Source organism: Paenibacillus sp. USHLN196, assembly GCF_037144955.1.
GTDB classification, from domain to species: Bacteria; Bacillota; Bacilli; order Paenibacillales; family Paenibacillaceae; genus Paenibacillus; species Paenibacillus xylanexedens_C.
Genome location: NZ_JBBCYH010000001.1, coordinates 703,171 through 716,678 on the forward strand (window position 1 = coordinate 703,171; position 13,508 = coordinate 716,678).

Consider the following 13,508-nt stretch of genomic DNA (forward strand, 5'->3'; position numbering starts at 1 on the left):
ATACTGGTTTGGTGAAAGAATTAGGAAGGATGAAATGACGATGAAACGAATTGTTATTTTTACAGGCGGGAACTTATCTGTGGAATTACTTCAGGAAATACAAGAAGATGACATGATTATCGCGGCTGATCGCGGTGCACTATTTTTGATTGAACACGGCATTCAGCCTCACATTGCAGTTGGTGACTTCGACTCTATTACCGAAGAGGAACTTACAATTGTAAGTAACAATAGTATTAAATTCATTACATGCGACCCGGTTCATAAGGATCTTACTGATACAGAAATGGCCTTTGAGACAGCGCTAGATCACGAACCTTCTCACATCTTAATGTTAGGTGCAACAGGTACACGTATGGATCACACACTCGCCAATGTACATATTATGGTTCGCGCGATGCAGCATCACATCTCCTGTGTCATACAGGACAAACACAACTACATGACACTGACAACATCCAGAGCTGTGGTTGAACACCGTGACTATAAATATGTTTCTTTGCTCCCCTTGACTCATGAAGTTACAGGAATAACTCTGGAAGGTTTTATGTATCCACTGGATCAAGCCACGATTCGCATGGGACAATCCTTGGGTGTTAGCAATAAACTATTAGGTACTTCGGGTACAGTCACCATCGATAGTGGCTTACTACTGATTATTCAGAGCAAAGATTGAATCTACTAGCATGCTTTATCGTTATTTATTACGTTTTTGTAACCAGTGATTCATTGAAGAAAATAGGTTCACATGTAATAAAGACCCTTGATATTCAAGGGTCTTTTCTATTTCATCAATTTGTGTCATTCGTCAATGATTAATTTTTTGACATTTTTAATTGTATTTTAATAAACATACCCAATCCACTGTGGCGCAAGGGATTACACTCCCCTATCCAATTTCTAGGCTGTTACAAAGCTGTTATACTCGCTCTAGCAACTTAACGAAAACGAATTTTGGAGGTACTAACTAACATGAAAACAAACATCTTTGTCCAAAAGGCCGTAACCGTCGGGTTGTGCGCTACACTAGGTTTTGGAGCTGTACTAATGACTAACGCACCTGTTGCACAGGCAGCAACTGCTTCTGTATCCACAGGTCAACAGATTGTTAACTATGGCAAAAAATTCACTGGAACTCCATATAAATTTGGTGCTTCAACTTCAACAACCAAGGTTTTTGACTGCTCTTCTTTTATGAAATATATTTTCAAAAAGTATGGTGTAGATTTGCCGCGCACTTCCGTGAAACAATCCAAAGAAGGTAAAGCTGTGTCTAAAGCTAATCTGCGTGTCGGAGATCTGGTGTTCTTCTCCAGTGGCAGCCGTTCCACAGGTTCCAATGTCACTCACGTAGGTGTTTATGCCGGGAACGGCAAGATTCTGCATACGTATGGATCACCAGGCGTAACCCTCTCGGATCTGAACTCAGGTACTTGGAAGAGAACATATGTTAAAGCTCGTCGTGTACTTTAGAACTTATCATAGCTAATCAGTAAGGACCGGAGGTTACTATCCGGTCTTTTCTTTTTACCCTCATTTTGCCACACTCTAAACTGGTGATTCATGGAATTCGCTGTATAATCTAATTTCTGTCGTGAAGCATGTAACCAATCCCACGCACGGTATGAATCAGTTTCACACTTCTACCCTTGTCCACTTTAACTCTCAAATGTTTGATGTATACATCCACTACGTTAGTATCCATTGCATACTCGTAACCCCATACTTCCCGCAAGATATCACTTCGCGTACATGCTTCATTTACATGCAACGCCAAGAATTCGAGCAATTCATACTCTTTTGGCGTTAATGTTAAGTACTCCCCAGCACGATTTACCCTTCTTGAGCGCAAATTCACTTTAAGATCATGAATTATAATTACTTCTTCACCTTCTTGCTTTACATTCGCAAAAACACGCAATAAATTCCGTATTCGGGCCAGCATCACGTTTAAGTGAACGGGTTCTTCCATCACGTCGTTAGCTCCAAAGTCCAGCCATTCCACGATGAACTGTGGAGATGCATTAGAAGTGATAACCAGTAGAGGTATAACCTGACCTTTATCTATCCACTGTTTCAGTTCTTCTTTCTTCTGTGGGCTCCGATGGCCCTGAGCCTTTTCACTATCTACCAGGATGATCAGATTGATATGTAACAACAATGGCTCAACGGATTGGTTAAGTTCAGACCATTCCTTACGGTGTACCTCATACCCTTCAGAACATAATACATCCTGAATAAGGTCAACCTGCTCTCCTGCTCCCATCAACAAAATGGCTGTTTTCACTGTTCTCACCCGGCCTGTCTCTATCCTTCTGCTCGCAGCAAAGGTTGGTACAGTTATCATGCCGTAAAATGAAAAAGTCCATTCCCTCAAGGGAACAGACTTTGCTTCATTTTTGCTTCAACCAAAGTAGCGGTGAACGAGTGTACGTGCCTCAGCTGTATCTTTTGTTCCGTGAACAAGAACACGTCCATCCTGGAAAATGACCATTCTATGAGCTCCTGTTGTAAAAGAGACCAAAAAAGGATTGGATTCCACTTTTCCTTCTTGAAGCCTGTCCAGGCGATCCGCTGTATGTTGAAGATCCAGATTCATGCGCCGTGCAGGCCGGATCTGAACGGTATCCCTGCCACACAACACATCTGTTTTCTCCAGATTGGACGCAGAAAGATAAGGATAAGTTGCCGAATCGCTGCAGGAAAGGCAGTCTTGCTTTTTCGCACCATCCACATTAATGGATATGTATTCGTTCCTCCACACGTCAAACGACAACAACTTGCGTCTCAGTGCACCCGTATTGCCACTAAGCAACTTCATCGCCTCTGCTGTCTGATTCGCCGTTACCATCTGTACCGCTTGAGGAATAATACCAGACGTATCACAGGTATCTCCCCCAAGAGGGACTTCTCCCAGCAAACAGTTTAAACATGGCGTGTCTCCAGGCATAAACGTATAGGTAATGCCGTAACTGCCCACACATCCACCATATATCCAGGGAATACGGTATTTCTGTGCCATATCATTCACGAGTAGTCTGGTATCAAAATTATCCGTTGCATCCATGATCAAGTCTGCATGCTGGACGAGTTCTTCCAATTCATCTACTCTGACATCCAACACTTTGCCTTCCACATGAACGGTGGAATTAATGGCAGATAGACGTTTTTCCGCCGCCATCGCCTTCGGCATCCGCTCAATCGCGTCCTGTTCTACATATAATTGCTGCCGCTGCAGATTACTCCATTCCACATAATCACGATCCACGATCGTTATGTGCCCGATTCCTGAACGAACTAACGTTTCAGCAATTCCTGTTCCGAGTGCACCAGCGCCTACGATTAGTACTCTGCTGCCCTTTAATTTCTCCTGACCTTCCTTGCCCAGCGGCGCATAACGTTCCTGTCTGGAATACCGATCGGCCTGCTCGGAAGATGTTAATTGATCTGTCATGTATGAACCATTCCTTCCACCGGACTGCTGGCTGCTGCATAACGCTTCACGGGAATCATGCCTGCCTCATATGCCAGTCTACCTGCCTCTACCCCCAATCGCATCGCTTTAGCCATGCTCACCGGATCTCCTGATCCGGATACGGCTGTATTCAATAATACGCCATCGGCACCAAGTTCCATGGCATAAGCAGCATCTTTGGGGGAGCGCAACCCTGCGTCCACAATTACAGGTACAACGGCCTGCTCAATGATGATCTCAAGATTATAGGGATTAATGATGCCTCTACCAGCTCCGATGGGAGAAGCGCCAGGCATTACAGCATGCACGCCAAGCAATTGCAGCCTTTTGGCCAGAATGACATCATCCGAAATATAAGGCAATACAGTGAAGCCCTTTTCAAGCAAAATTTCGCAAGCCTTGTACGTTTCAATTGGATCTGGGAGCAACGTCATTCCATCTCCGATAACTTCAACTTTAATCATATCACAAAGTCCAGATGCTCGTGCAAGCTCGGCAATTCGCACCGCTTCTTCCGCAGTGGAAGCTCCAGCTGTATTTGGCAGAAGAGTGTATTTATCGAGATCCAACGTATCTAGGAAATGCTTCTGGTTACGCTCCTCCAGATTCAGACGACGAACAGCAAAGGTTAGAATCTCCGTCTCAGATGCTTCCACAGCCTGGCTTTGCACTTCAAGATCAGAAAATTTGCCTGTTCCGAGCAACAATCTGGACTCAAACGTATATTTACCAATATTCAACATCATCAACCGCCTCCTACAAAATGTACAATCTCGATTCGATCGCCTTCTCTTAATGCCGTCGTTTCATGATACTCACGTGTTAAAATATGCCTATTCAGCTCAACAACTACAGTCTTGACTTGCAGATCAAAAGATTTAAGCAGTTTGTCCACACGATTCAATCCGTCTTCAATCTCCATCCGTTGACCGTTTACTATGATGTTCACTGCACCACTCCCTTTCTGTTCAATCGCTCAGGACTCAGCTCCTCGATCCCGAGTTCTTCTGAGCTATTGCCCTCAAGCAATTCAGCCATTAGTCTGCCTGTTATTGCACTGAGCAAAATACCATTGCGATAATGCCCAAAGGCGGCGAACAAACCGGGAACACTCTCGCAAGCACCTATATAAGGCAGTCCATCCGGAGTGGCTGGTCTTACGCCTGCCCATGCTCGCAAAAATCGAGCTTCTTTCATTCCAGGTACCCAATAGGTAGCTGCTGTTAGCAGCTTCTGTACACTCTGAACTGAAACGTTCAGATCCGTTCTGCCAGGCAGACTGGTTGCCCCAAGCCAAACTTCTCCATTGGCTTTCGGAACAATATAGATGTCTTCGGCATACACCGTTCTGTCAGGTCTGTACCCTGCATGTTCAGCTGAGAACTGAACGGCGGCTATTTCTCCTTTTACCGACCAAACAGGCAAGCTCAGATTTACATGTCTCATCAATTCTTCACTCTGTAATCCAGCCGCTATAATGACATGTTTGCATGTCATCTCACCGATCGATGTGGTGATCCCCTGTACACCATGTTCGTTTGCTCGCACGCGTATATCCTGTATCCCTTCCATCACCAGCGCTCCCATTGCTTGAGCTGATGCGGCGTATGCCTTTGTTAGATGGACAGGAAGAATCTCACTCTCGCAAGGCCTGTAGTAGGCTCCATACGTCTCTCTGTTAAGCCATGATGCCTCCTGTTGCACAGTGTAACGATCCCACCATACCTCATCAGCAGGCAGAGCTGAATTTCGATTGTTCTTATAGCTGCTCACTTCACTGTATGAACGAAAAGGGGTCAGAAATCCTTGGCGCTGCAGACCAACCTCTAACCCACTAAGGGTAGCCATTAGCACCTGTTGCTCATGAAGTAACTGCCTGCTCTGCCTGGCAAGCTTAGCCATCAAAGGATGAGCAAAATCTTCACTGTCTGCTGCCAGCATTCCAGCCGCGGCGCACGAAGTTCCTCCCGCGATTGCTGAACGCTCTACCAACAGTACATCTTGTCCACGAGAGGCAAGCTCATATGCAATGGCACAACCTATGACGCCTCCACCTACAATAATGGTTTCGGCATGAATCTTATCCGATCTATACGTAATACTTTTACTTGTTGATTCCGGTTCGGACTTCAGTTGATGACTGAACTGATTTCTGTTCTGACCCGTTATGTTCTCTTTCATCATCTCATCTCCTTGATTCAGCGCCGCAGACTTTCTGTATTAACGATAGCCTGTCTTAATGATGCAGCAGCTCGATCCGGTGAATCGTTCCCCCATAAGTACGAGATCACGGCAACTCCTTGTGCTCCCGTTGAGCGGATCGCGCGAATATTCGCCGGTTCAATGCCCCCAATCGCAATGACAGGAACGGAGACACCAGAGCACACTTCAGCAAGAGCATGCAATCCTCTTGGGTCAAGGTCAGGCTTACTATTGGTTGCATAGACATGCCCGAAGAAAAGGTAATCGGCTCCCCGTTCTTCAGCGATTTTTGCCTCATCGATTGAATGAACAGATACACCCAGACGAAGTCGCTGCATATTGCTTATGACAGCAGTGTTATACTTAGGCATAGCCTCTTGCCCCCAATGCACACCGCCATAGCCTTCATTCTGTGAGGACAGTTCTGATCCATTGATAACGATACGACAAGACGGGATTCCCACACTTCGCAAACTTTCAGCCCAACCGATTTTTTCTTGCCATGTGAGTTGTTTCTCTCGTATGTGAATATAGTCCACCCACGGCCAGACGTCCTTTGCTGCTTTCACAAAAGAGGCTTGATCCCCAGCCCCCGTAGATACAACATGCAGTTCAAATGATCCGTGTACATGTTCATGAGAAATTACCGTACTGTTCATCTCCTTCCATGCGTGAATGCTATGAAAATACAAAAAAGCCACTCCCGTAGGGGAGTGGCTGCGTATTAATGATCGGAGCAGATGACTGACTGATGCATACAGTTCATTTCGTACAAAACAGCTATGGAACTTATACCCATAACTTATACAAGGAACTGCATGTTTCAATTCGCTAAGCAGACAGTTGAAATTCCTTCGAATTTCCGTTTGCTCAGGTCATTTACTGAACGCGCGCGCCACTTCCCTACGCTGGTATGATCCAGATCAGGTGCAAAGGGTCCGGAATCGCATTCTTCCATCTCAGCCGCATCGTGCGGCCCCCCTAGTGTTCATATGAAGTTGTAGTTTATGTTACCATAGACGGTTTTTTTTGTCACCGTTCAATTCTATTAAACGTTCCCTGAATCGTCTAGTTCTTCTCAGACCATTCTTCGACATTCCATGTTTTGGTAACCCAACCCTCATAGAAATCAGGTTCATGAGATACCAACAACACTGTTCCCTTGAATTCTTGCAAGGCACGCTGCAACTCGGCTTTTGCTGTGACATCCAGATGGTTCGTCGGCTCATCGAACAGAATCCAGTTGCTCTCACGCATCAAGAGCTTGCACAAACGAACCTTGGCTTGTTCTCCACCACTCAGCATGTTAAGCGGACGGGTAATATGCTCATTTTTTAATCCACAGCGAGCGAGATGCCCCCGGACTTCATTCTGTGTTAAATGTGAGAACTCATTCCAGACATCCTCAATTGGTGTGATATTCCCAGCACGAACTTCCTGCTCAAAATAGGCTGTTTCAAGATAATCTCCCAAAAAGGTCTTTCCACTGAGTGGAGATATCTTGCCCAGAATGGTTTTCAGCAGTGTCGATTTACCCACACCATTACAGCCTACGATGGCAATTTTTTCGCCACGTTCAATCGTCATCGTCATTTTAGGCAGCAAAGGATACGTATACCCGATTTCAAAATCGATACCCTCAAAGACCGTTTTGCTGCTCGCTCGGGCATCCTTGAATTTGAACGTTGGTTTAGCCGCTTCATCTGGACGATCAATACGCTCAATCCTATCCAGCTGCTTCTCCCGGCTCTTCGCTCGACCTGAGGTGGAAGCACGTGCTTTGTTCCGCTGAATGAAATCTTCCTGCTTCTTGATGTATTCTTGCTGCTTCTCGTACGCATCAATATGTTGGGCTTTATTCATATCCGCCATCTCCAGGAACTTGTTATAGTTCGCTGCATATCGCGTTAATTTGGCAAATTCCAAATGATAAATGACATTCACGACTTCATTCATGAATTCCGTATCATGGGAGATTAGAAGAAAAGCGTGCGGGTAGTCCTTCAGGTATCGTGACAGCCATTCAATATGCTCTACGTCGAGATAGTTGGTCGGCTCATCCAGCAAAAGAGCTGTAGGTTTCTCAAGCAGAAGCTTGGCAAGAAGCACCTTGGTACGTTGTCCACCACTTAGAGCAGCAACATCCCGATCAAGACCAATCGCGGACAAACCAAGACCATTGGCCATCTCTTCCACTTTTACGTCAATCAGATAGAAGTCGCCCTGCTCCAATTGTTCCTGAATATCGCCCATCTCTTCGAGCAACTGCTCCAGCTTATCTGGGTCTGCATCTGCCATCTGGTCCGTAATATTCATCATTTCTTTTTCCAATTCAAGTAACGGAAGAAATGCATCCTTAAGCACGTCACGAATGGTTTTGCCTGGCGTAAGCTTCGTGTGCTGATCCAAATATCCATAACGGACCTTAGGTGTCCATTCCACTTTTCCACTGTCTTTAAGCAATTTACCTGTAAGGATGTTCATTAGTGTGGATTTACCCACGCCATTGGCACCAACAAGTCCTACGCGCTCTCCGGCGAGTAAGCGAAACGATACATTTTTAAATAACGTGCGATCTCCAAAATTGTGACTCACGTTTTCTACTGACAATAAACTCATAAGATGAGGTTGCTCCTATCTATTAGACATTACTTTTGATATTGTTCCGAAACCCTATTCTAGCACAGGTCCCTTCTTTTCTGAAAGTAATGTAAACAGTTCAGGAACCACTTCCATGATTTTGTCATGCAGGCTCTTCTAACGATTTGAGCAGTTATACTCAAAATAGCCTTGTGCAGCTGCTTGTTTTGCATCTGTGAACACTTCTTCGGCACGGTAACCATTACCACATGTGGAGGGGTAATAGTACTTGATACCCGTTGAAGGATCTACCCCACCTACGATGGCCGTTTTCTTCACGAGTCTGCCTCCACCAATCGCATAATTGTTGATCTTCTGATCCCCCACGGCTATTCCCTGGATAAAAGCCATGATCCCTGTATCATTAATGGAGTTATACCAATCCTCCTGTGAAATCAGGGGCATCGTAAACGTATAGGAAATACCATTCTTTCTGGCAAACTCATTATGACGGTTAATCACATTAGCCAGATCATCCTGCACAGTGGTTACAATTCTGGTTCGTCTAACCTGCTCAAATACATCGGCATCCTGAAGCAAAGGAATCTGAGTGCTAGAAGCCAGTTCTTTTTGAAATCCCTCTATCCATTTTCCTGCACTTGCATCGTAGGCATATACGTAGTCGTCCAGTGTGAAGTTAATACTGCTACCGTTTGAATCTGAATATGTATAAGGTTTCTTGGGACTCCATACTTGCCGAAAAGAATCTTCGCGGTTACCTGTCATCTCTATTTCTGTGGAAAACATATAATAGCCGTCGTAATCTAGGATAACCAAGGCCGGAATGTAATTAAACATACTTCGAATAGCTGCGGGATCATCCTGAATCCCCATATTCAAAGCCATCGTCTGAGTAAATGTTAACAAGGCAAGCTCTTTGTCCGCTTTAACAAACTTGGTTGAATCATAACCTGCTTCATCATTTTGTTTCTCATTCTGATGCATCACTGCACCTGCATCCATGACTGCGGTTTGAAGTGCAGATCTGTATCGTTGACCAAGATATTGAGCCTCTTCGGCATCTTGGGTATAGAGTGAGATGATCCAGAAGAGCGGGAAGAAGATCAGCACAAATACAATGGATAGCTCAATAGAAATAGGTAAGGATTTGATATAATCACCGCCTTTTCCCCTTCTCCACACCGTGCGTGCGACTTTCATCGCACACGGCGCTCCATCTTTTTAGATTTTTATTACAATAGGTTCCAAGTTACTCATTTTTCGGTACAGGTTGATTTTCTGAATCGTAGAGTCTGAAAATCCAAACGGCGACATGAGTTTGACAATCGTCTCTGATTTTGTAGCATGAACAAGTTTATGGATATCTTTGTGTAGAATACGTAGATTGCTAAAATCGTCTGTCCCACCTAAATGGATTGGCAAAAGATGATGGCAATGCACGTAATCAGCAGTTAGTAAAATGCCAGATATCTCGCATTTGCCACCCTGCATACTATATCTACTCAGTCTGTTATCCAGGTATTCAATGCTACGGTTTGGTATGTTTGACTGCATTAGTTTAATTAGTTCATATCTAATATCCGTCTTTAAATCCCTATGAAGTCTCTTTCTTCCTTCTGATGTATACGGATTTAACGTCTGCTGAAAGCATAGGTTGTTAACCGTTTTTACATCTCTGAACGGAAAGAGATATACACCTGCGACCTTAAAGGTTCTATATCTGTTCCTGTAGAACTTCTTGAAGGTTGGCGGGGCATTATCAGGATATTGGTATTTACCAATAACTTTGAGACGATTGTATGTGAATGCTTTCAGATCAAAGGCAAGTCGTGAGAACTCTACACTAACATGTGTTGCACGTGAAAAGTAATTGTGTAAACCAAGTACAAAGCTATTGAAGAGAAGAGCGTTTTGAGTAATTGGTGCTTTGTGCAGATTCTTAATGCGCTCTCTTGCTTGCTTCTTGATTTCTGCTCTCTTCTTTTCATTTATACCCGTATAGGCGACTCTTCTTTTTCCTTTTTTCTCAGCCCATATTGTGAATCCCAGGAAATCAGATTTACGTTTCCTGAGGTTTACAATCTGTGATTTTTCGGGTGAGATGTCTAGTTTAAGGCGGTCTCTAAGATAGAGTCTTACAGCGTGATACCACTTCTGAGCTGATTTCCAATCCCGACAAAGAATTTTAAAATCATCGGCGTATCGCACAATATATCCTTCTTTAAGATTGGTTTTCTTGAGTGCTCTGATCCTGTGATAGTCTCCTGCATAGGCGTATTGAGTTTCGAAGTTTGTCCATTGTCCTGCAACCCACTGATCCAAGTCATTTAATACTACATTTGACAGGAGAGGAGATAAGATTCCACCTTGTGGTGTGCCTTTCAACGGTATCCCTTCATCTTCAATTTCAGCTTTAAGCATTTTGCTGATGATTCGAAGTACTCTTTTATCCCTAATACCCATATTCCATAGTTGTTTCAAAAGCAATGTGTGGTTCACATTATCGAAGAATCCTTGAATATCAACATCAACGACATAATGGAGATTGGTTGTGTTTATAAGATGTTGTACTCTCGCTAGAGCGTTGTGTGTTGATCTTACCGGTCTAAACCCGTAACTATGTTTATAGAAGTAAGCTTCCGCAATTGGTTCAATAATTTGTTTAAAACATTGCTGAATGATTCTGTCAACTATGCATGGAATGCCTAACGGTCTTTTCTTTCCATTAGGTTTTGGTATAAGGACTCGCCTAACCTTTTTGGGTTGATAATTCAAAAGCTTGTTTCTTACGTGGCTCACAATCTCTTCTTCTGTTAGTGTCTTTATATTCTCTATGGTTTTGCCATCTGTTCCTGGTGTAAGTGAGCCTTTGTTTGATTTAATTGTTCGAAAAGCTAGGAGGATGTTCTGATGTGAGTTTATTAGCCCGTATAAATTATCGAACTTTTTTCTTCCTAGTGCTTTTTCGTGTAAATCAGTAAAAGTACTCGTCATGTCGTAGTAGTCCCAGTATCGAAGAGTTTGCACTGTGGCTTCACCTCCTTACGGTGATTCCCCACGTTCCTACCTGATCGGTGCAATTCACTTTTCGGAAAAATTGTTTATTATCTAAAAAGACTTGAGGCTGTTCCTCCGTAGCCATTACAGCCACTTCATTGGTCGTGCCTCTACTCTCACAAGGATTAGTACATTTCAGCAAATTTCTGCCTTATAGTAGACGTCTAGGATGACAGTCCTGTAAATCGACGTTCCTTGCTTTCCTTGTACCTTGTGACCTAGCTATGCTTGCTAGACCTTAGGTGCCTCCTTTGAGCCTGTGGACTTGATATCGCCATTGTTCGATATAGCGTGTTTCCTAGACTACAATCGTACTCTACGCTATCCACCCTGACTTCTGTCAGTACATATGTTTCCATATGTTATGAATTTAGACCCGTACATTCGGAGGTTCGTCAGGTTTTTTACAACCATTCTCACCATAGTCCGCTTTTCAGCCATCCGGCATATCAGTTAGCATACCTTCTCAATAGAGTGGCTCCAGCTTCCCTTCTGCCGACTTCACCTGTGCTTCATACCCGACACGCTGTCCGTGTCACGCACGCAGGAGATTAACGGAATTGTTTCAGGATACATGGTTCCCTCTTTCCAATTCTCGGTCGCAAAGTTGGACTTATTTAGTTAAGTCCCCGCTTTTCCCGAATTGTTCGGTTATAGCGGAACAAGTCACACGTAATCTTCATTGAGGACCATACCTCCGTATGTTACAAATACAGCTGAAGCCTGAGCTGTACCACTCAACCATTCACGAATGAGCATGGAAGGTGTACGATTTGTATTTTGGAGTGTCACGGTGAAAAAATCTCCTGTCGTCACCATATATCTTCGGCCAGGGTCATCAACCGGTATCACACCTGAGGACGGGAATAGCCTTTCCCGAATCTGAGATGAATAATATCCATCCTGTACAACCTCGTATGTCCCGGTAAAACTGTTATTGTCCATCGGGTCTGTATAATGAGGTACATATTTTTTATGCAAGTGTTCCATCGACACCTCATACACATTGCCCGTCTGGGCCAATTGCTCCTCAAACTCAGACAACATCCGAGGTGAAATGTACCCTTTCGTTCGGACAGCATCAACAAAACGTGTTACATTCTGAACAGCCGTCATACGTGCCATATCATCCTGCCGATCAGCAGTTTCAGCAGCCGGATACACATAGAGCAGAAGGACTGCGAGTAACACGGCAAGCAGCTTGGATGCGGCATTAATCAATTCATACTCGCCTCCTTCCAAAAAACAATTTTGAGCAGTTCTCCAGTTTCACTTCGTATAAACTCAGGTCTGTAGGTAGCATCGAGCTGGACAGGAATAGTCGCTGCTTTGTTGACAAGCGGATCGATCACATACGAAGTCCCATCTACCTCCACAGGAATGCCTGTGCCTGTCATCTGCCTCACGGTATGCAACACTTCCGCACCCTTATACTGATTCGGATTAGTGGTATACAATGTTGTTATCAGCCGACCTTCCATACCTGTTGTTGTCTGTACTCTGTCATTCAAAGCCGCTGATAAAATCGTAACATTCTGTTGCCCGTACAGGCAGGCTGTCACAAACAGGACAACCGCCGTACAAAACAACATGAGATGTTGGGTATTCTGGGACATGTTAAACCAACTCCTGTCAGGATTGCTGGAAGATCAGCCCTCTTACCACATTAGATCGGTCTTTCACGATAATCGCTTTGAATTTACCACTTGGATTGACATACTGATTGTCTTTTTCACTCATGGTCTGGTTAATAATTCCTACTTTATCGTCAGGTGCAATAACCGAGCCATAGTCCGCATTATTGAGATCCTGTGAAATGTTCAGTTGGTTGCCGTACCATTGACCCGCTTTATTTTTACCCGTAATGACTTGGATACCGAACTGATCCTTGTCCGCGTATTTACGTAGCGCATTGGTTACCTGTGATCCACTGATGGTTGTTCCATCATATACCGTAAAAGCCGCCTGGGATAACTCGGTTTGAATATCAGCAAAATTATTCTGGGCCGTCTTGGTTGCCTCCTGAGCCGAAATAAACAACAAAACTACAATTGTGATCAAAGCGATCGTCAAAAATATCCCTGCCGCCACCTTTAAAGCGCTTGATGCATTGTTCATGTTAAATCCTCCTAAGTTATAAATTATTAAACTATTTCAGACTTCACACAGAGGG

Annotated in this window: 14 protein-coding genes and 1 riboswitch; of the genes, 2 read left to right on the forward strand and 12 right to left on the reverse strand. The window is 44.1% G+C overall.

What is annotated here, in order from left to right; genetic code table 11:
- The first annotated feature begins 34 nt into the window (after positions 1 to 34).
- Positions 35 to 676 carry a thiamine diphosphokinase gene (locus WFI24_RS03020; protein ID WP_336758647.1) on the forward strand — a complete coding sequence of 214 codons (642 nt, stop codon included), beginning with the start codon at positions 35 to 37 and terminating at the stop codon, positions 674 to 676.
- A 296-nt stretch (positions 677 to 972) separates the two neighbouring features.
- Entirely contained in the window at positions 973 to 1,473 is a 501-nt protein-coding gene (locus WFI24_RS03025) for a C40 family peptidase (protein ID WP_145322073.1), read from the forward strand.
- A gap of 109 nt (positions 1,474 to 1,582) precedes the next feature.
- On the opposite strand, the gene WFI24_RS03030 is transcribed toward WFI24_RS03025, so the two are convergent.
- The 12 genes from WFI24_RS03030 to WFI24_RS03085 form a co-directional block, all read right to left on the reverse strand.
- Positions 1,583 to 2,296: a response regulator transcription factor gene (locus WFI24_RS03030; RefSeq protein ID WP_336758650.1), complete on the reverse strand. Its 714-nt coding sequence runs from the start codon at positions 2,294 to 2,296 to the stop codon at positions 1,583 to 1,585.
- A 108-nt stretch (positions 2,297 to 2,404) separates the two neighbouring features.
- On the reverse strand, positions 2,405 to 3,454 hold the full coding sequence (locus WFI24_RS03035; RefSeq protein WP_336758652.1) for a ThiF family adenylyltransferase: 1,050 nt from the start codon (positions 3,452 to 3,454) through the stop codon (positions 2,405 to 2,407).
- Entirely contained in the window at positions 3,451 to 4,218 is a 768-nt protein-coding gene (locus WFI24_RS03040) for a thiazole synthase (RefSeq protein ID WP_336758773.1), read from the reverse strand. Before WFI24_RS03040 ends, WFI24_RS03035 begins: the two co-directional genes overlap by 4 nt.
- A 2-nt stretch (positions 4,219 to 4,220) precedes the next feature.
- Positions 4,221 to 4,424, reverse strand: a complete 204-nt coding sequence (gene thiS, locus WFI24_RS03045) for a sulfur carrier protein ThiS (RefSeq protein WP_145322079.1) — start codon at positions 4,422 to 4,424, stop codon at positions 4,221 to 4,223.
- A complete protein-coding gene (gene thiO / locus WFI24_RS03050; protein ID WP_336758655.1) occupies positions 4,421 to 5,659 on the reverse strand; it encodes a glycine oxidase ThiO in 1,239 nt (412 codons plus the stop codon). The genes thiS and thiO overlap by 4 nt, the downstream gene beginning before the upstream one ends.
- Before the next feature lie 14 nt (positions 5,660 to 5,673).
- Entirely contained in the window at positions 5,674 to 6,369 is a 696-nt protein-coding gene (locus WFI24_RS03055) for a thiamine phosphate synthase (protein WP_336758656.1), read from the reverse strand.
- A gap of 191 nt (positions 6,370 to 6,560) precedes the next feature.
- A riboswitch (TPP riboswitch) is annotated at positions 6,561 to 6,670 on the reverse strand.
- A gap of 75 nt (positions 6,671 to 6,745) precedes the next feature.
- On the reverse strand, positions 6,746 to 8,296 hold the full coding sequence (locus tag WFI24_RS03060; RefSeq protein ID WP_036613631.1) for an ABC-F family ATP-binding cassette domain-containing protein: 1,551 nt from the start codon (positions 8,294 to 8,296) through the stop codon (positions 6,746 to 6,748).
- Positions 8,297 to 8,434: 138 nt separating this feature from the next.
- Positions 8,435 to 9,478 (reverse strand): hypothetical protein, encoded by a 1,044-nt coding sequence (locus tag WFI24_RS03065; protein ID WP_336758660.1) that lies wholly within the window; start codon positions 9,476 to 9,478, stop codon positions 8,435 to 8,437.
- Positions 9,479 to 9,499: 21 nt separating this feature from the next.
- Complete coding sequence (gene ltrA, locus WFI24_RS03070) at positions 9,500 to 11,305, reverse strand: group II intron reverse transcriptase/maturase (RefSeq protein WP_285080847.1); 1,806 nt, start codon at positions 11,303 to 11,305, stop codon at positions 9,500 to 9,502.
- Between the two features lie 696 nt (positions 11,306 to 12,001).
- The gene (locus tag WFI24_RS03075) at positions 12,002 to 12,556 is read right to left on the reverse strand and encodes a hypothetical protein (protein ID WP_336758662.1); all 555 of its coding nucleotides are present in this window, start codon (positions 12,554 to 12,556) and stop codon (positions 12,002 to 12,004) included.
- Positions 12,553 to 12,951, reverse strand: coding sequence for a hypothetical protein (locus WFI24_RS03080; RefSeq protein ID WP_336758663.1), 399 nt, complete (start codon positions 12,949 to 12,951; stop codon positions 12,553 to 12,555). Before WFI24_RS03080 ends, WFI24_RS03075 begins: the two co-directional genes overlap by 4 nt.
- A 16-nt stretch (positions 12,952 to 12,967) precedes the next feature.
- Complete coding sequence (locus WFI24_RS03085; RefSeq protein ID WP_062834890.1) at positions 12,968 to 13,453, reverse strand: hypothetical protein; 486 nt, start codon at positions 13,451 to 13,453, stop codon at positions 12,968 to 12,970.
- Between the last annotated feature and the right edge of the window lie 55 nt (positions 13,454 to 13,508).

Bases quoted from the DNA above. Each gene is read 5' to 3' on its own strand.
- WFI24_RS03020 (WP_336758647.1), top strand. From the start codon at position 35: ATGACGATGAAACGAATTGTTATTTTTACAGGCGGGAACTTATCTGTG.
- WFI24_RS03025 (WP_145322073.1), top strand. From the start codon at position 973: ATGAAAACAAACATCTTTGTCCAAAAGGCCGTAACCGTCGGGTTGTGC.
- WFI24_RS03035 (WP_336758652.1), bottom strand. From the start codon at position 3,454: ATGACAGATCAATTAACATCTTCCGAGCAGGCCGATCGGTATTCCAGA.
- WFI24_RS03040 (WP_336758773.1), bottom strand. From the start codon at position 4,218: ATGTTGAATATTGGTAAATATACGTTTGAGTCCAGATTGTTGCTCGGA.
- thiO (WP_336758655.1), bottom strand. From the start codon at position 5,659: ATGATGAAAGAGAACATAACGGGTCAGAACAGAAATCAGTTCAGTCAT.
- WFI24_RS03060 (WP_036613631.1), bottom strand. From the start codon at position 8,296: ATGAGTTTATTGTCAGTAGAAAACGTGAGTCACAATTTTGGAGATCGC.
- WFI24_RS03065 (WP_336758660.1), bottom strand. From the start codon at position 9,478: ATGAAAGTCGCACGCACGGTGTGGAGAAGGGGAAAAGGCGGTGATTAT.
- WFI24_RS03080 (WP_336758663.1), bottom strand. From the start codon at position 12,951: ATGTCCCAGAATACCCAACATCTCATGTTGTTTTGTACGGCGGTTGTC.
- WFI24_RS03085 (WP_062834890.1), bottom strand. From the start codon at position 13,453: ATGAACAATGCATCAAGCGCTTTAAAGGTGGCGGCAGGGATATTTTTG.